The 17,385-nt window shown below is 66.7% G+C and carries 16 protein-coding genes; 13 read left to right on the top strand and 3 right to left on the bottom strand.

The annotated features are described in order from the left end of the window. The first annotated feature begins 111 nt into the window (after window positions 1-111). The 9 genes from C7402_RS17450 (at window position 112) to ftsB (ending at window position 11,316) form a co-directional block, all read left to right on the top strand. Window positions 112-1,365 (top strand): lipoprotein-releasing ABC transporter permease subunit, encoded by a 1,254-nt coding sequence (locus C7402_RS17450; protein ID WP_112172900.1) that lies wholly within the window; start codon window positions 112-114, stop codon window positions 1,363-1,365. Next, window positions 1,358-2,089, top strand: a complete 732-nt coding sequence (gene lolD / locus C7402_RS17445; RefSeq protein WP_112172899.1) for a lipoprotein-releasing ABC transporter ATP-binding protein LolD — start codon at window positions 1,358-1,360, stop codon at window positions 2,087-2,089. The genes C7402_RS17450 and lolD overlap by 8 nt, the downstream gene beginning before the upstream one ends. 28 nt (window positions 2,090-2,117) lie before the next feature. Continuing rightward, window positions 2,118-2,906 (top strand): TatD family hydrolase, encoded by a 789-nt coding sequence (locus tag C7402_RS17440; RefSeq protein WP_116611424.1) that lies wholly within the window; start codon window positions 2,118-2,120, stop codon window positions 2,904-2,906. Window positions 2,907-2,987: 81 nt separating this feature from the next. Then, window positions 2,988-5,615, top strand: a complete 2,628-nt coding sequence (locus tag C7402_RS17435; RefSeq protein WP_116611423.1) for a ComEC/Rec2 family competence protein — start codon at window positions 2,988-2,990, stop codon at window positions 5,613-5,615. Between the two features lie 75 nt (window positions 5,616-5,690). After that, window positions 5,691-6,494: an alpha/beta fold hydrolase gene (locus C7402_RS17430; RefSeq protein ID WP_116611422.1), complete on the top strand. Its 804-nt coding sequence runs from the start codon at window positions 5,691-5,693 to the stop codon at window positions 6,492-6,494. 126 nt (window positions 6,495-6,620) lie between these two features. Then, window positions 6,621-8,282: a CTP synthase gene (locus tag C7402_RS17425; protein WP_112172895.1), complete on the top strand. Its 1,662-nt coding sequence runs from the start codon at window positions 6,621-6,623 to the stop codon at window positions 8,280-8,282. Further along, window positions 8,279-9,133 (top strand): 3-deoxy-8-phosphooctulonate synthase, encoded by an 855-nt coding sequence (kdsA, locus tag C7402_RS17420; RefSeq protein ID WP_116611421.1) that lies wholly within the window; start codon window positions 8,279-8,281, stop codon window positions 9,131-9,133. The genes C7402_RS17425 and kdsA overlap by 4 nt, the downstream gene beginning before the upstream one ends. 374 nt (window positions 9,134-9,507) lie before the next feature. Beyond that, window positions 9,508-10,791 carry a phosphopyruvate hydratase gene (gene eno / locus C7402_RS17415; protein WP_064268981.1) on the top strand — a complete coding sequence of 428 codons (1,284 nt, stop codon included), beginning with the start codon at window positions 9,508-9,510 and terminating at the stop codon, window positions 10,789-10,791. Window positions 10,792-10,893: 102 nt separating this feature from the next. Next, on the top strand, window positions 10,894-11,316 hold the full coding sequence (gene ftsB, locus C7402_RS17410) for a cell division protein FtsB (RefSeq protein WP_112172893.1): 423 nt from the start codon (window positions 10,894-10,896) through the stop codon (window positions 11,314-11,316). Between the two features lie 118 nt (window positions 11,317-11,434). Here the strand turns inward: ftsB and C7402_RS17405 are convergent, their stop codons facing one another. The 3 genes from C7402_RS17405 to C7402_RS17395 all read right to left on the bottom strand — a co-directional run bounded on the left by C7402_RS17405 (window position 11,435) and on the right by C7402_RS17395 (window position 13,533). Next, a complete protein-coding gene (locus C7402_RS17405) occupies window positions 11,435-11,836 on the bottom strand; it encodes a hypothetical protein (protein WP_373864443.1) in 402 nt (133 codons plus the stop codon). Window positions 11,837-11,979: 143 nt separating this feature from the next. Continuing rightward, window positions 11,980-12,942, bottom strand: a complete 963-nt coding sequence (gene hslO, locus C7402_RS17400) for an Hsp33 family molecular chaperone HslO (RefSeq protein ID WP_112172940.1) — start codon at window positions 12,940-12,942, stop codon at window positions 11,980-11,982. Between the two features lie 66 nt (window positions 12,943-13,008). Next, window positions 13,009-13,533 (bottom strand): gamma carbonic anhydrase family protein, encoded by a 525-nt coding sequence (locus C7402_RS17395; RefSeq protein ID WP_116611420.1) that lies wholly within the window; start codon window positions 13,531-13,533, stop codon window positions 13,009-13,011. Window positions 13,534-13,754: 221 nt separating this feature from the next. On the opposite strand from C7402_RS17395, the gene C7402_RS17390 reads away from it, so the two are divergent. From C7402_RS17390 to C7402_RS17375, 4 genes are all read left to right on the top strand, one after another. Continuing rightward, window positions 13,755-14,690 carry a ferritin-like domain-containing protein gene (locus tag C7402_RS17390; RefSeq protein WP_116611453.1) on the top strand — a complete coding sequence of 312 codons (936 nt, stop codon included), beginning with the start codon at window positions 13,755-13,757 and terminating at the stop codon, window positions 14,688-14,690. A 62-nt stretch (window positions 14,691-14,752) separates the two neighbouring features. Then, complete coding sequence (locus C7402_RS17385; RefSeq protein ID WP_116611419.1) at window positions 14,753-15,646, top strand: alpha/beta fold hydrolase; 894 nt, start codon at window positions 14,753-14,755, stop codon at window positions 15,644-15,646. Between the two features lie 85 nt (window positions 15,647-15,731). Further along, complete coding sequence (locus tag C7402_RS17380) at window positions 15,732-16,562, top strand: 3',5'-nucleoside bisphosphate phosphatase (protein ID WP_116611418.1); 831 nt, start codon at window positions 15,732-15,734, stop codon at window positions 16,560-16,562. A 176-nt stretch (window positions 16,563-16,738) separates the two neighbouring features. Then, window positions 16,739-17,377 (top strand): L-threonylcarbamoyladenylate synthase, encoded by a 639-nt coding sequence (locus C7402_RS17375; protein ID WP_112172889.1) that lies wholly within the window; start codon window positions 16,739-16,741, stop codon window positions 17,375-17,377. Window positions 17,378-17,385: the final 8 nt, after the last annotated feature.

Genomic DNA, 17,385 nt, shown 5'->3' with positions numbered 1-17,385 from the left:
CGATATTCTCCGGCCGTACGGCGCACTGGCCCCAGGCCAAAACGCCGCCGCAAGGGCGCTCCACGAGAGGGCGCTCCGCCGGAGCGCAACGAAGACGCAAAAAGGAATCGCTTGAAACTTCCCTACGAATGGCAGATAGGCTGGCGCTACACCCGCGCCGGCAAGCGCACGACCGGCAACGGTTTCATCTCGTTCATCGCGCTCGTTTCGATGTCGGGCATTGCGCTCGGCGTCGCGGCGCTGATTGTCGTGCTCTCCGTGATGAACGGGTTCCAGCGCGACGTGCGCGACCGCATGCTCTCCGTGCTCGCGCACATCGAGATCTTTTCGCCCACGGGCACGATGCCCGACTGGCAGCTCACCGCGAAGGAAGCCAGGACCAATCCCGAAGTGATCGGCGCGGCGCCCTACGTGGACGCCCAGGCGCTGCTCACGCGCGGTGACAGCGTAAACGGCGTCGCGCTGCGCGGCGTCGAGCCCTCCGAGGAGCCGCAGGTCTCGGACATCGGCAAGGAAATGAAGGCGGGGAGCTTGAACAATCTCACGCCTGGCAGCTTCGGCATCGTGCTCGGCGCGGATCTCGCGGTGAACCTCGGCGTGGCGGTGGGCGACAAGGTCACGCTCGTCGCGCCCGAGGGCTCGATCACGCCCGCGGGCATGCTGCCGCGCCTGAAGCAGTTCACGGTGGTGGGCGTGTTCGAGTCGGGGCACTACGAGTACGACAGTACGCTTGCGCTCGTGAATATCCGCGACGCCGAAGTGCTCTATCGCCTGGGCGCGCCAAGCGGCGTGCGCCTGCGTCTGAAGGACATGCAGCGTGCGCCGGCGGTGGCGCGCCAGCTCGTGCATACGCTGTCCGGTGACCTCTATATCCGCGACTGGACGCAGCAGAACAAGACGTGGTTCTCGGCCGTGCAGATCGAAAAACGCATGATGTTCATCATCCTCACGCTCATCATCGCGGTCGCGGCGTTCAATCTCGTTTCGTCTCTCGTCATGACCGTCACCAACAAGCAGGCCGATATCGCGATCCTGCGCACGCTCGGCGCGCAGCCGGGCTCGATCATGAAGATTTTCGTCGTGCAGGGCGTGACGATCGGCTTCGTGGGCACGGGCATCGGCATCGCGCTCGGCTGCCTGATCGCGTGGAGCATTCCCTGGAGCGTGCCGGCGATCGAGCATCTGCTCGGCGTCCAGTTCCTGCCGCCTTCGGTGTATTTCATCAGCGAGTTGCCTTCGGAGCTCGTGGCATCGGATGTGATCCGCATCGGCGTGATCGCGTTCGTGCTGTCCGCGCTCGCCACGCTCTATCCGAGCTGGCGCGCGGCCAAGGTTCGTCCCGCGGAGGCGCTGCGCTATGAATGACCGTCAATCGCTGATCGCCGCGGCAGGCGATTATCCGTACGTGCTCGAAGCGTATGGCGTTTCGAAGGTGTTCGGCCAGGGCGCGCTTGCCGTGCAGGTGCTGCACGACACCGATCTCAAGGTGAAACGCGGCGAGAAGCTCGCTGTGGTAGGCGCCTCGGGCTCGGGCAAGAGCACGCTGCTGCATGTGCTGGGCGGCCTCGACGAGCCGGGCGCGGGCAAGGTGTCCGTGCTGGGCAAGCCGTTCACGGAGCTATCCGAGCGCGAACGCAACGAGTTGCGCAATCGCGCGCTGGGCTTTGTTTATCAGTTCCACCATCTGCTGCCCGAGTTCTCGGCGCTCGACAACGTGGCGATGCCGCTGCGCATTCGCCGCATGACGCAGGAAGCCGCGCGCGCCGAGGCGATGGCGATACTCGAGCGCGTGGGTCTCTCGCATCGCGCGCGCAACCGGCCGGGCGAGCTTTCGGGCGGCGAGCGCCAGCGCGTGGCGATCGCGCGCGCGCTCGTGACCAAGCCCGCCTGCGTGCTGGCCGACGAGCCCACGGGCAACCTGGACGGCGGCACGGCCGACACCGTGTTCAATCTCATGCTCGAACTTTCCGACCAGTTCGATACGAGCTTCGTGATCGTGACGCACGACCCCGATCTCGCGGCGCGGTGCGATCGCATCGTGCGCCTGCGCGACGGCATGCTGCACGAGGAACCGGTTGTGCCGGTCTGAGTTGCTGAGTCGTTAAACGAGCCCCGCCATGTGGATCGACACACACTGCCATCTCGACGCCGCCGAATTCGACGCCGACCGTGACGCGGTCGCGCAGTCCGCGCGCGCGGCGGGCGTGTCGCGCATCGTGATTCCGGCGGTGGCGCGCGAGAACTTCGCGACGGTGCGTGCGCTCGCGCATCGCACCGAAGGTGCCGTCTACGCGCTCGGCATCCATCCGCTCTACACGCCGCAGGCGCGCGACGAAGACCTCGACGCCTTGCGCCGCGAGATCGAGGCGAGTCTCGACGATCCGCGTTTTGTCGGCATCGGCGAGATCGGGCTCGACTACTTCGTGCCGGGCCTCGACGAAGCGCGCCAGCAGCACTTCTATGACGCGCAGTTGCGCCTTGCGCGCGAGTTCGGCTTGCCGGCGATCTGCCATGTGCGCAAGTCGCAGGACCAGGTGCTCAAAGGCTTGCGCCGCAACGGCGTGACGAGTGGCATTGCGCATGCGTTCAACGGCAGTTTCCAGCAGGCGCGCGCGTTCATCGACCACGGCATGCATCTGGGCTTCGGCGGCAATGTCACGTTCGAGCGTGCCTTGCAGATCCGCAGGCTCGCGGAGCAATTGCCGCTCGAAGCGATCGTCATGGAAACCGATGCGCCCGATATCGCGCCTTCATGGCGCTACCGCGAGCGCAACACGCCCGACCAGGTGCCGCGCATCGGCGCCGTGCTCGCGGGCTTGCGGGGCTTGAGCGCCGAGGCGCTTGCCCTTGGCACAACGGCTAACGCGGCGGCCGCGCTGCCGCGGCTCGCGCTTTCGTCTGCATAATCGTTGCCTGGGTGGTGTGCGCGGCAAGCGTGCCGCGTGGCGTGACTGACGCCTTTCGCCCCCTCGTTGCAGGGAGGCGCGATGCGGGCGATGTGGTGCGGGTTTGCGCTGGGCGTGATCCTGTTGCAGCGCCAGGCGGCATTGCCGGGGTGGGGCGCGTGGCTTGGTCTCATTCTGGTGGCCGCGCTGGCTGCCGGATTGGCCGTCTGGGCGCTCGGCGGCGCAACGTCGTTGGACGCAGTGCTCGATGCGGCCGAGCATTCACCTGGCTTCGGTATCGCGCGGCGCTGGCGCATTGCGAGCGGGTGGGCGGCGGTGTGGCTGGCGGCAAGCTGCGTGGGGTTCGGCTACGCCGCGTGGCGCGCCGAACTGCGGCTTGCCGATGGGCTTCCCGCTGCCTGGCAGACCCGTGATCTCGACGTCAGCGGGTATATCTCGAGTTTGCCTTCGTACGGCGCGAACGGGGCGAGCTTTCTCTTTCGTGTTGAATCCTGGGGCGGGCGTGAAGCTTCGACGGCCGCCACGCGGCTGCCGCATTTGATCCAGTTGTCCTGGGTGGCCCGCGAGACGCCGCTGCCGCCGCTGGTGCCCGGTGCACGCTGGCGTCTTGCGGTGCGCCTCAAACGCCCGCACGGCAACGGCAATTTCGGCCTGCGCGACGCGGAAGCCGCGTGGCTCGCGCGCGGCGTGCGCGCCACGGGCTACGTGAGCGATCCGGCGCATGCAAGGCGTCTTCCCGTCGATGCCGACGGTGTGGGCGTGCGCATCGAGCGCGCTCGCGCTGCGCTGCGGGAGCGCATCGTGGCCGTGCTCGGCGACGCGCCGCATCGCGGCATCGTCATCGCGCTCGCAACCGGCGCGCAGGACTCGGTCAGCGACGCGGACTGGCGCCTCATGCGCAATACCGGCACGAGCCATCTGGTGGCGATTTCGGGGCTGCATCTTGCGTTCGTCGCGGGACTGGCAGGCTGGATCGCAGGCGCGCTCTGGCGGCGCGCGCGCTGGCGGGGTGTCGAGGCGCCGCTCGTCGTGCCCGCACAGAAAGTCGCCGTGGCGGGCGCGCTGCTCGCGGCGGCCGTTTATGCGGCGCTTGCCGGCTTCAACGTGCCGGTGCAGCGTGCGCTCTGGATGCTCGCGGTCGTGGCGCTCGCACTCTTTACGGGCCGCGAGGTGGCGCGCTCGCACGTGCTCGGCTGGGCGCTCGGCCTCGTGCTGCTGCGCGATCCGTGGGCCGTGACGGCGGCCGGCTTCTGGCTCTCTTTTTGCGCCGTCGCGGCCATCCTTTTTGCGGCGACCGGCGTGCCGCGCCTGCGCCGGGACGCGCCGCAGGATCTTTCGCCGGACGAAATCGACCCGATGCGCGATCGGGACGAGCCGCAGCCAGGGGCGCGCACCGGCGGGGCACGGCGCTTCGCCGTTGCCGCCGTGCCGCGCGGCGGATGGCGCAGGGCGGCGCAACGTTTCGCTTCGCGCGCCGGCGACAGCGCCCGCGTGCAATGGGCCGTCACGCTGGCGCTCGCGCCGCTCACCGCGTACTGGTTCGCGCAAATCCCGCTGATTGGCCCCGTGGCCAACGCGTTCGCGATTCCCTGGGTGAGCATGCTCGTCACGCCGATGGTCATCGGGAGCGCGGCATTGCCCGCGCCCTTGGACGCGCTCGCCCTGCGCGCGGCGCATACGTGCCTCGACTGGCTTGCAGTGGTGCTAGGCGTGCTCGAAGGCGTGCCATGGGCTGTTTTGCGCTTGCCGCAACCGGGCGCATGGCCACTCGCCTGCGCGGCCGTGGGCGTCGCGTGGTCTCTCGCTCCGCGCGGCTGGCCGCTGCGCTGGCTCGCGCCGTTCACCTGGCTGCCGCTGCTCGTGCCCGCGCCCACCGGAGCGCCGCCGGGCGCGTTCAGGCTCACGGCGCTCGACATCGGGCAGGGCACCTCGGTGCTGGTCGAGACGGCGCGCCATAGCTTGTTGTTCGACGCCGGCCCCGGCCCCGAATCCACGCAGGCGGGCGAGCGTATCGTCGTGCCCTATTTGCAGGCGCACGGCGTGACGCGGCTCGACGCGCTAATGATCAGCCACGACGATTCCGATCATTCGGGCGGCGCACAGGCCGTGCTCGATTCGATCGGCGTCGGTCAGTTCGTTGCGGGCATCCTGCCCGCGCATGCGTTATGGGCGAGCGCGCGCGAGAAGGGGGCGCAAACGGTGCAATGCGCGGCGGGTCAGCGCTGGCAGTGGGACGGCGTCGATTTCGAGGTGCTATGGCCTGATCCGGGGCCGCTCGCGGGAAAGCCGAACGCCCATTGCTGCGTGCTGCGCGTCTCGACGGCGGCGCGGGCAGGGCAGGAGCCGGTATCGGCCCTGATCGCCGCCGACATCGAAGCGGGCGTCGAGCGCACGCTCGTCGCGCGCGAACCCGCGCAACTGCGCGCACAGGTGCTGGTCGTGCCGCACCACGGCAGCCGCACCTCGTCGACTGAACCGTTCCTCGACTCTGTCTGGCCGCTCGTCGCGTTATTTCAGGTAGGCTACCTGAATCGCTTTCATCACCCGCACCCGGGTGTCTACGCGCGCTACGCGGCACGCCATATCGTGCTCGCGCGCAGCGACGCCGACGGCGCGGCGCGCATCGAGGCGCGTCCCGGCGCCCTCGCCATCGAGCGCTTTCGCGACACAGCGCGGCGCTACTGGATGGACCCGCCGGAGCAGAACTAGCGCGCCGGGACGATGCAAAGCCGTACCTATAACAACGGCAACGACATAAATCGACCATCCAGAGACAACGCGCCCTTGAAAAACGTCATCCATTTTTCTCATGCGAACGGCTTTCCGGCTTCGACGTATCGCACGTTCTTCGCCGAGCTTGGCGACAACTACGAGCTGCGCTACATCGAGCGTATCGGCCATGACGCGCGTTATCCCGTCACCCGCGACTGGACGCATCTCGTCGAGCAGCTGATCGACGACATCGGCCGCGCGTATGAAGATCCGGTGTGGCTCGTCGGCCATTCGCTCGGCGGCTATCTCTCGCTAATGGCCGCGCTCAAGAGGCCGCAATGGGTGAGGGGCGTGGTGATGCTCGACTCGCCCGTGATCGCGGGCTGGCGCAGCGGCATGCTGCGGGTGTCGCAGTGGACCGGTCTCGACGAGCGCATCTCGCCCGCCGCCGCCACGCGCACGCGCCGCACAAACTGGGCAAACCGCGACGAGGCGTGGCGCCACTTCCATTCGAAGCCCGCGTTCGCGCGCTGGGACGAGCGCGTGCTCTCGGACTACATCGACTTCGGCATTCCTCAGACTTCGATCGACGGCGCCCGCACGCTCGCCTTCGACCGCCATACCGAGTACATGATTTACCGCACGCTGCCGCACACGCTCGGCGCGCGGCTCGTGCACGGCTCCCCGGTGCCGGTGAGCTTTCTGGCGGGCACCGAATCGCGCGAAGTTCGCCAGGTCGGCCTCGCGGCGACGCGGCGCATCGCCGGCGAGCGCTTCGAGTGGATCGAGGGCAGCCACCTGTATCCGATGGAGCGTCCCATTCAAACGGCGCGCGCCGTGCAGCGCATGCTGTACACCATGGAAAACGGCGCCTGAGCGGTCGCCCGCATGCCGTCGCGCTCCGCGCGGGGAGGGCCGGGACACATCGCATCCGGCTCGTTCAAAATTCAGGGTTAGCCCTTGCTTTACGGTATAATCCGTTTTTCCCGCGAGCATCCAGCGATGACCAAATATGTTTTCGTCACCGGCGGCGTAGTTTCTTCCCTTGGCAAGGGTATTGCCGCCGCCTCCCTCGCCGCGATCCTCGAATCGCGCGGTCTGAAAGTCACCCTCCTCAAGCTCGATCCATACATCAACGTCGACCCCGGCACGATGAGCCCGTTTCAGCACGGCGAAGTGTTCGTAACGGAAGACGGAGCGGAAACCGACCTCGACCTCGGCCACTATGAGCGCTTCATCTCGACGAAGATGCGCAAGGCCAACAACTTCACCACGGGCCAGATTTACGAATCGGTGATCCGCAAGGAACGCCGCGGCGACTATCTGGGCAAGACCGTGCAGGTCATTCCGCACATCACGAACGAGATCCAGGCGTTCATCGAACGCGGCGCCGCATCGGCGACGTGCGGTGAGCCCGATGTCGCGATCGTTGAAGTCGGCGGCACGGTGGGCGACATCGAATCGCTGCCGTTCCTCGAAGCCGCGCGTCAGATGAGCCTGCGCCTTGGCCGCAACAGCGCGTGCTTCGTGCACCTCACGCTCGTGCCGTTCATCGCCACCGCAGGCGAGCTCAAGACCAAGCCCACGCAGCACAGCGTGCAGAAGCTGCGCGAAATCGGTATCTATCCGAACGTGCTGCTGTGCCGCGCCGACCGCCGCATTCCCGACGACGAGCGCTCGAAGATCTCGATGTTCTCGAACGTCCCCGAAGACGCCGTGATCTCGGTGTGGGACGCCGACAGCATCTACAAGATTCCGCAGATGCTGCACGACCAGGGTCTCGACTCGATCGTCTGCGACGAGCTGAAGCTCTCCGCGAAGCCCGCCGATCTGTCGGTGTGGGCGGAGATGGTCGAGAAGCTCGAGCACCCGAAGCACGAAGTCACGATCGGCATGGTCGGCAAGTACGTCGATCTGACCGAATCGTACAAGTCGCTCATCGAAGCGCTGCGCCATGCGTCGATCAAGACCTCGACGAAGGTGAACATCGAGTACATCGACTCCGAGCAGATCGACGAAGAAGGTGTCGAGAGCCTCAAGCATCTCGACGCGATTCTCGTGCCGGGCGGTTTTGGCCGTCGCGGCACCGAAGGCAAGATCAAGGCGATTCAATACGCTCGCGAAGCGAAGGTGCCGTATCTCGGCATCTGCCTCGGCATGCAGCTCGCCGTGATCGAATTCGCGCGCGACGTGGTGGGCCTGAAGCACGCGAACAGCACGGAATTCGACCCGGACACGCCGGATCGCGTGGTGGCGCTCATCACCGAATGGGCCGACCGCGAAGGCAAGGTCGAAAAGCGCACCGAAAACTCGGACCTCGGCGGCACGATGCGCCTCGGTTCGCAGCGCTGCCCGATCAAGCCCGGCACGATGGCGGCGGAAATTTATGGCAAGGACGTGAACGAGCGTCACCGTCACCGTTATGAAGTCAATAACGGCTACGTGCCCAAGCTCGAAGCGGGCGGCCTTATCATCAGCGCCCGTACCCCGACTGAGGACCTGCCGGAAATGATGGAATTGCCGCGCGACATGCACCCGTGGTTCGTCGGCGTGCAGTTCCACCCGGAATTCACGTCCACGCCGCGTGACGGCCACCCGCTGTTCAAGGCATACGTCGAAGCGGCGGTTGCGCACCAGCAGGCGCACGCTGAGGAGAAAGCATGAATCTGTGCGGTTTCGAGGTCGGTCTCGACAAGCCGTTCTTCCTGATCGCGGGCACCTGTGTCGTCGAATCGGAGCAGATGACGATCGACACGGCGGGCCGCCTGAAGGAAATCACGTCGAGGCTCGGCATTCCGTTCATCTACAAGTCGTCCTACGACAAGGCCAATCGTTCGAGCGGCAAGTCGTTTCGCGGCCTCGGGATGGACGAGGGTCTGCGCATCCTCTCCGAAGTGAAGCGTCAGCTCGGCCTGCCCGTGCTGACCGACGTGCACTCGGAAGCGGAAATCGGGCCCGTGGCGTCGGTCGTGGACGTGCTGCAAACGCCCGCGTTCCTGTGCCGTCAGACCGACTTCATCCACGCGTGCGCGCGCTCGGGCAAGCCGGTCAACATCAAGAAAGGCCAGTTCCTCGCGCCGCACGACATGAAGAACGTGATCGACAAGGCGCGCGACGCGGCGCGTGAAGCGGGTCTCTCGGAAGACCGCTTCATGGCGTGCGAGCGCGGTGTTTCGTTCGGTTACAACAACCTCGTCTCGGACATGCGTTCGCTCGCTATCATGCGCGAGACGGGTGCGCCGGTCGTGTTCGATGCGACCCATTCGGTGCAGTTGCCGGGCGGGCAGGGCACGAGCTCGGGCGGCCAGCGCGAATTCGTGCCGGTGCTCGCGCGCGCGGCCGTGGCCACGGGCGTGGCGGGTCTGTTCATGGAAACGCACCCGAACCCGGCCGAGGCGAAGTCCGACGGCCCGAACGCCGTGCCGCTGAACCGCATGGCCGACCTGCTCGAAACGCTCGTGACGCTTGACCAGGCGGTCAAGCGCTCGCCGTTCCTCGAGAGCGATTTCAACTGATCGCACGCAGTTCAGCCGTAGTCTTGCGCGGTTTCGCGCAGTGTTGTTGAGTACGCAGTGCGCGCCGCTTCGATTGCATGAGCGGCGCGATGGAGGAGCAGCGCGGCGCAGGGTCTGGCGGGCAGCGGATGTCATGAAACGGCATCATGCTGTACGCAACGGGCCTCGCGCGCCGCGCGCGATGTACAAGGCAGCGTGGCAGCGCATCGGTCATGCGAACATGACCGCCGCGTTGCGCCAGGTTGAACCCGACGACCGCGCCGCCTGTCCCATGTGACGGTGTGCCCCGAACGAGCATGGAAACCATGCCTCGAGGGCCAGTGCAGCAGGCGACGCCGGTCGCGCAAGAATTACTGTCATTTCCTGAGGAAACCATGAGTGCAATCGTAGATATCATCGGTCGCGAGATTCTGGATTCGCGCGGCAATCCCACCGTCGAATGCGACGTGCTGCTCGAATCGGGCACGATGGGCCGCGCAGCGGTGCCGTCGGGCGCCTCGACGGGCTCGCGTGAAGCGATCGAGCTGCGCGACGGCGAAGCCGGCCGCTACAACGGCAAGGGCGTGCTGAAGGCCGTCGAACACATCAACACCGAAATCTCCGAGGCGATCATGGGCCTCGACGCTTCGGAACAGGCTTTCCTCGACAAGACCCTGCTCGAACTCGACGGCACCGACAACAAGTCGCGCCTCGGCGCGAACGCGATGCTGGCGGTTTCGATGGCCGTCGCGAAGGCCGCCGCTGAAGAAGCCGGCCTGCCGCTGTACCGCTATTTCGGCGGCTCGGGCGCGATGCAACTGCCGGTTCCGATGATGAACATCGTCAACGGCGGCGCGCACGCGAACAATAGCCTGGACATCCAGGAATTCATGATCGTGCCGGTGAGCCAGCCGACCTTCCGTGAAGCGCTGCGTTGCGGCGCGGAAGTGTTCCACGCGCTCAAGAAGATCCTCTCGGATCGCGGCATGAGCACGGCAGTGGGCGACGAAGGCGGCTTCGCACCGAACTTCGGCAGCAACGACGAATGCCTCTCGACCATTCTGCAAGCCATCGAAAAGGCGGGCTACCGCGCCGGTGAAGACGTGCTGCTCGCGCTCGACTGCGCAGCGAGCGAGTTCTACCACGACGGCAAGTACCAGCTCGCGGGCGAAGGCCTGCAACTGTCGTCGACGGAGTTCGCGGACTACCTGGCGAACCTCGCCGACAAGTTCCCGATCGTGTCGATCGAAGACGGCATGCACGAAAGCGACTGGGCCGGCTGGAAGACGCTCACCGACAAGCTCGGCAAGAAGGTCCAGCTCGTGGGCGACGACCTGTTCGTGACCAACACGCGCATCCTGAAGGAAGGCATCGAGAAGGGCATCGCCAACTCGATCCTTATCAAGATCAACCAGATCGGCACGCTGACGGAAACCTTCGCAGCCATCGAAATGGCCAAGCGCGCCGGTTACACGGCTGTGATCTCGCACCGCTCGGGCGAAACCGAAGACTCGACGATCGCCGACATCGCCGTGGGCCTGAACGCCGGTCAGATCAAGACCGGTTCGCTCTCGCGCAGCGACCGTATCTCGAAGTACAACCAGCTGCTGCGCATCGAGGAAGATCTCGGTGATATCGCCAGCTATCCGGGCAAGTCGGCGTTCTATAACCTGCGTTAAGCGGACCCGACACCGGCAGCAAGCCTTGCTGTCCTTTTTCGTCATCTCCTTCCGCCGCCCTGCGTATAGCGCAGGGCGGCGTGTATTTATCCGGCGCCTTTCATGCGGCTTGTCACTGTCGTCCTGATCATCCTGCTCGTGCTGATTCAGTATCCGCTCTGGTGGGGCCATGGTGGCTGGTTGCGCGTGCACGAACTTCAGCAGCAGCTCGCGCAGCAGCAAAAGCAGAACGACGACGAGAAACTGCGCAACGAACGCATTGCGGGCGAAGTGCAGGATTTGCAGAACGGCACGTCGGCCGTCGAGGAGCGCGCGCGCTACGAGATGGGCATGGTGAAGGACGGCGAGGTGTTCGTGCAGTTCGTCTCGCCGAACCAGACGCCGCCGGCTACGCCCAACGGTTCGTCGAATACCTCGACGCGCGGGCAGATGTCGGCCGCGCCTGTGAAGGTGGTGCCGAACCCCGTCTCGCGCGTGCCGGAGAAACGGCACGGCCACGGGAAGGAAGCGAAGAAAGCGGGATAAGTTGGGTAAGCAGGGTAAGCGGTGTGCCAAAGGCGCACCGTCAAGCAAAAGGCGCGGCTCGATGCCGCGCCTTTTTTCGTTTGCGCGCTTACACGCGCTTGCACGTGTTCGCTCGCGCTTACCAGCCCCAGCCCGGATAGCCGTAACCGATGCCGGTGCCCCAGCCGCCACCCCAGCCACCGCCGCCGCTGTAGTAGCTGCCAAAGACGGTCACAGGCGGAGCGTAGGCGCGCGACCAGGCCTGCGCGGCGGCATCGGCCGCGGCGGCCTGGTTGGACTCGGCGAGCGCCTGGCGGTCGATGGCGTCGTAGCGCTGACGCTCGTCCGGCGTGAGCACCGGCGCGTTCTGTAGCGCGTCCGCCTGGTTGGCGGGCAAGCGGCTGTAAATCGGCGACGGTCCCGGCGGGTCCAGCGTGCAGCCACTCGTCAACGCGACGCCCGCGCCAAGCGCGGCCAGAACCAATACGGCCGCCATGCGCGGTGCGTGCGGCGGGCGGGCGAAGCGTTTGTTCTTGATCATGCTTCTCTCCATCTATCGGACGCCTAAGCAATATGAGATGCAAGCCGGTCTGCGATTCGGCTCGATTCCCGGAGCTTATCGCCGCGCCGCCGCGCAAGGGCGGCGGCGCGAGCCCCCGTTGATCCGCGTGGGGCTTTCGCCGCTCAGTGACGGCGTTCCGCAGCCGGGCTGACGCCTTCTGAGAGTCCCGGCAGCGCAAAAAGTTGCGCAACGTCCACGGGGTCGAACTCATAGCGCTGGTTGCAGTAGTCGCAGTGAATCTCGACATGACCGCGTTCTTCGATCACGCCGTCGACTTCCTCGCGACCCAGCATCTTGAGCATCGCGCCCACTTTCTCGCGCGAGCACGAGCACTGGAAGCGCGGTGCGAGCGGCTCGAAGTGGCGCACGTTTTCCTGCCAGAAGAGGCGGCGGAACAGCGTCTCGCTGTCCTGCTCGAGCATTTCCTCGCGCGTGAGGGTGCCGCCGAGCGTGCAGACGCGCTCCCACGTGTCGAGGTCGTGCTCGCCCTGGTGCGGCACGATGCCGCCGTCGCCCGGCAGCTTCTGCAACAGCATGCCGACGGCGCGTTCGTCGTTGGCGGCGAGCCACAGGCGCGTGTCGAGCTGCTCCGAGTGGTGCATGTAGTGCTCGAGCACCGCGGCGATCGACTTGAGCGGGCCGTCTTCACCGTTCAGCGGCACGATGCCCTGGTAGGGCTGCTGGCCCGGCTGCTTGTTCGCGGGGTCGAGCGTGATGACGCAGCGGCCCTGGCCGTCGGGGTTCACGAGGTCGGCGAACGTGAGGTTGTCGGCGAGCGGCAGGGCGTTTTCGCCGGTGAAATCCTCGCCGAGACGCGCGGTCGCGCGCATCGTCAGATCCGAGCCGCATTGCACGACCAGCATCTTCACGGGGCCGTCGCCGAAGATCTGCATGATCAGCGTGCCGTCGAACTTGAGGTTCGCCGAGAGCAGCGCGCACGCCGCCATCATTTCGCCGAGCACGGTGCGCACGGGCGCTGGATACTGGCGGCGCGTGAGCACTTCCTGCCATGCGCTGCCGAGCGTGACGATCTCGCCGCGCACCGGGGCGGCGCTGAACATGAATTTCTGCAACTGGTCGTTCACAATCTTTTCCTTCTTTTCAATCGGGGCGGCGCGGCCCGCGCCGCGCACGGCCGGAGCGTGCCGCCCTCAGCCGATGCGCACGAGCTGCGCCTTGAAATATTCGCGGCGCTTCGCGTAGACATCCGCGTTGCGCTTGAGGCCGGCAATATCGGCCTCGGTCAGTTCGCGCACGACCTTGGCCGGCGCGCCGAGAATCAGCGAGTTGTCGGGGAACACCTTGCCTTCCGTGACCACCGCACCCGCGCCAACCAGACAGTTGCGGCCGATTACCGCGCCATTCAAGACCACGGCCTGAATGCCGATGAGCGAGCCTTCCTTGACAGTGCAGCCGTGCAGCATGGCCTGGTGGCCGATCGTCACGTTGGCTTCGAGCGTGAGCGGGTAGCCGGGGTCGGTGTGCAGCACCGAGCCTTCCTGGACGTTGCTGCGCGGGCCCACGGTGATCGGTTCGTTGTCGCCGCGCAGCGTGGCGCCGAACCAGACGCTCGCGTCTTCAGCCAGTGCGACGTGACCGATGATGGTCGCGTTGTCCGCGACGAACACGCTTTCGTGAATGACGGGTGCGGCTTCGCCAAGCTTGTAGATGGCCACGGTATTGCGTCTCCTATGTTGGCCGGAGTCAGCGTAAAACGCCGGCTTCGGTCCCATGCTGGGTCGTTGCAGCGGTCCTTGGGACGGCCGCGGTCTGGTGGCGCGGCGCAACCGAAGCGCGCGACGCAAGGCAGGTGAATCGCGTATTGTAAACGGTTGCGCGCATAGTCCGCCTGGCACGACTTCGTGCGATGGTTTTTCGCTCCCCGTTTCTTTTGCCGATGAATTCCGTTTTCTCCACCGTCCAGGGACCTCAAGCGCCCCAAGCGGGTGCCGCCGCCGCGCCGTCCGTCGCCTCCGGCATACCCGCGAGCTGGCGCGAGGCCGCGCTCGACGCACTGCGCGAACGCGACCCGCTTGCCAAGGCCGACGCGGTGCGCGCGCTGCACGCACAAGCACAAGACCCGGCGCGGCGCTGGGACCCGCAGCGCGTCATTGCGGCGCCGGACGGCTTGCCGGGCCGCCCCGCGCAGCCCGCGCTCGTCGAGCCGCGCGCACTCAAGCGCCGCGCCATGAGCACGCCGCAGGGTCGGGTGGTGCTGCTGCACGCGCTCGCCCACATCGAGTTCAACGCGATCAATCTGGCGCTCGACGCGGTCTGGCGTTTCCCCGCCATGCCTGACGCCTTCTACGCCGACTGGCTCAAGGTCGCGGCCGAGGAGGCCTACCACTTTTCGCTGCTGCGCAAGCGCCTGGCCGACTACGGCCACGCTTATGGCGATTTTCCCGCGCACAACGGCCTGTGGGAAATGTGCGAGCGCACGAGCGCCGACGTGCTCGCGCGCATGGCGCTCGTGCCGCGCGTGCTGGAGGCGCGCGGGCTCGACGCCGCGCCGCCCATTCGCACGCGCCTGAAGCAGGCCGGCGACGACGAGTCGGCGGCGATCCTCGACATCATCCTGCGCGACGAAGTGGGGCACGTGCGTATCGGCAACCACTGGTTCCGCCATCTGTGCGAAGTGCGCGGCCTCGATCCGCACGCGGCGTGGCTCACGCTTGCCGAGCAATATCACGCGCCGCGCATGCGCGGGCCGTTCAACGTCGAGGCGCGCCGCTCGGCGGGCTTCGACGAGGCCGAACTCAGCGCGCTGGCGGCCCAGGACGCGGCGGAACAAGTCGCGACGAAGGTGTCAACTGAGCACGACTCGAACGAATGACCCGTCGCCGCCACGCGGCGTCTATATAATCGAACGATCATTCTTTTCTTGCGGCGACGCCCATGAATCTCTCCCGATCCGAATTCGTAGAAGTCAACGGCATTCGCCAGCACGTGCGCCGCTGGGGCCGCGAGGACGCACCCACGCTCTTCATGCTGCACGGCTGGATGGACGTGGCGGCGTCGTTCCAGTTCGTCGTCGATGCGCTCTGCGAGCGGGGCGATGACTGGCAGGTGATCGCCCCCGACCTGCGCGGCTTCGGCCTCTCCGGGTGGCCGGTCGCGCAGGGGCGCGGCAGCAACTACTGGTTCCCCGACTATCTCGCCGATCTCGACGCGCTGCTCGCGCACTACGCGCCCGAAGGCCAGGTGGATCTCGTCGGGCACAGCCTCGGCGCGAACATCGTTTGCCTCTATGCGGGGGTGCGGCCCGAGCGCGTGCGCCGGGTCGTCGATCTGGAAGGCTTCGGCCTGCCGGCAAGCTCGCCCGCGCAGGCGCCGCGCCGCGTGCGCGGCTGGCTCGACGACGTGCGCACGCCGCCCCAACTGCGCTCATATGCCTCGCTCGACGCGGTGGCCGCGCGGCTCGTGAAGACGAATCCGCGCCTGATCGAGTCGCGCGCGCAGTTTCTTGCGCAGCATTGGTCGAAGCCGGACGGCGAGGGCGGCTTCGTGCTGCTCGGCGATCCGGCGCACAAGGTGCACGGGCCGCTGCTCTATCAGCTCGACGAGGTGATGGCGATCTGGTCGCAGGTGCGCGCGAAGGTGCTGCACGTGGAAGCGGCCGATTCCGAAACGCTCGCGCGTCTCGCGGCCGCGTCGTCCATCGACGCGTTCAAGAAGCGCTTCGAGGCGTTCCCCGATTGGCGCGAGCGCATCGTGAGCGGGGCGGGGCACATGGTGCATCACGACCAGCCCGAAGAGATCGCGCGCCTCATCGAGGCGTTCTGCGCCTGAGCGCCTCGTGGCCGCGCGCGAAGGGTGACCCCGACGACTTCACTGCATTGCAGTAAAATGGATATTCATCCTTTTCCTGCACGCAATGAACGCCGATCTCCACTGCCACTCCACTGTCTCCGATGGCCAACTGGCCCCCGCTGCCGTTGCGCAGCTGGCGAAGGCGGGCGGCGTGACGCTGTGGGCGCTCACCGATCACGATGAGCTCGGCGGCCAGCGCGAGGCGCGCGAAGCGGCCGAAGCGCTCGGCATGCGCTATCTGAGCGGCGTGGAGATTTCCGTCACCTGGGCTTCGCGCACGGTGCACATTGTCGGCCTGCACGTCGACCCCGAGTGTGCCGCGCTGGTCGACGGGCTCGCGCGCACGCGCAACGGCCGCGCCGCCCGCGCGGAAGCCATCGGCGAGCGCCTTGGCGAACTCGGCGTTCCCGACGCTTACACCGGGGCGCTGCGTTACGTCTCGAATCCCGACCTGATCTCGCGCACGCACTTCGCACGCTTTCTCGTGGAGAGCGGGCGCGCGCAGAACACCCAGGACGCATTTTCCCGCTGGCTCGGCGAAGGCAAGCCGGGCTACGTCTCGCACCGCTGGGCGAAGCTTGCCGACGCGGTTTCCTGGATCAAGGCGGCGGGCGGCGAGGCGATCGTCGCGCATCCGGGCCGCTATGCTTATAGCCAGCTCGAGTTCGACACGTTTTTCGGCGAATTCATCGATCTGGGCGGCAAGGCCATCGAAGTCGTGACCGGCAGCCACACGCCGGACCAGTACGGCGAGTATGCTGCCGTCGCACGGCGCTTCGGCTTCGAGGCGTCGCGCGGCTCGGACTTCCACGCGCCGGGCCCGGATTCGATCGAGCCGGGCACGCTGCCGCCGCTTCCCTCCGATCTCAAGCCCGTCTGGGAGCGATGGCTGTAGGCCACGCAAGGCCGGCGGCCTGAACGGGCCGGTCCCGTCCGGCGTGGTTGCAGTCCGCGGTTGTCGTCCGCGGTTGTCGTCCGCGGTTGTCGTCAATTCCCGGTGTAGTTCGCAGTTGTCCGCGTTCCGTGCTGTCCCGCAGTTTCCCGTCGCTACCCGTTGAGCTGATTACTGCCATGTCCCAGTTTTTTCGGCTTCACCCAGAGAATCCGCAGCCGCGCCTCGTCAAGCAGGCGGTGCAGATCATCCGCGATGGCGGCGTGATCGCGCTGCCCACCGATTCGAGCTATGCGCTCGCCGCGCGCATCGACGACAAGCACGCGGCCGAGCGCCTGCGCCGTATCCGCGGGCTCGACGAGAAGGCGCTGCTTTCGCTGATGGTGCGCGATCTTTCCGAACTCGCGAACTTCGCGATGGTGGACAACCGCCAGTACCGGCTCATCAAGTCGGTGACGCCGGGGCCGTACGTGTTCGTGCTGGTGGCGACCAAGGAAGTGCCGCGCCGTCTCTCGCATCCGTCGCGCAAGACGATCGGGCTGCGCGTGCCGGGGCACGCGATCCCGCAGGCGATCCTCGAAGAACTGGGCGAGCCGCTGCTCGCATCCACGCTGATCCTGCCGCCCGACACCGAACCGCTGAACGACCCCGAAGAGATTCGCGAGCGCCTCGAAAAGCAGGTCGATCTCGTGATCGACGGCGGGGCGTGCCCGTGCGAGCCGTCCACGGTGATCGACCTCACGGGCGAGGAGCCGGTGCTCGTGCGCCCCGGGCGCGGCGCACTCGAGCCGTTCGGCATCGAGGAAGAAGAAGCCTAGAAACGTAC

The organism is Paraburkholderia unamae (assembly GCF_003096875.1).
Classification (GTDB): Bacteria; Pseudomonadota; Gammaproteobacteria; order Burkholderiales; family Burkholderiaceae; genus Paraburkholderia; species Paraburkholderia unamae.
This window is presented reverse-complemented; position numbering and strand designations above follow the sequence as displayed.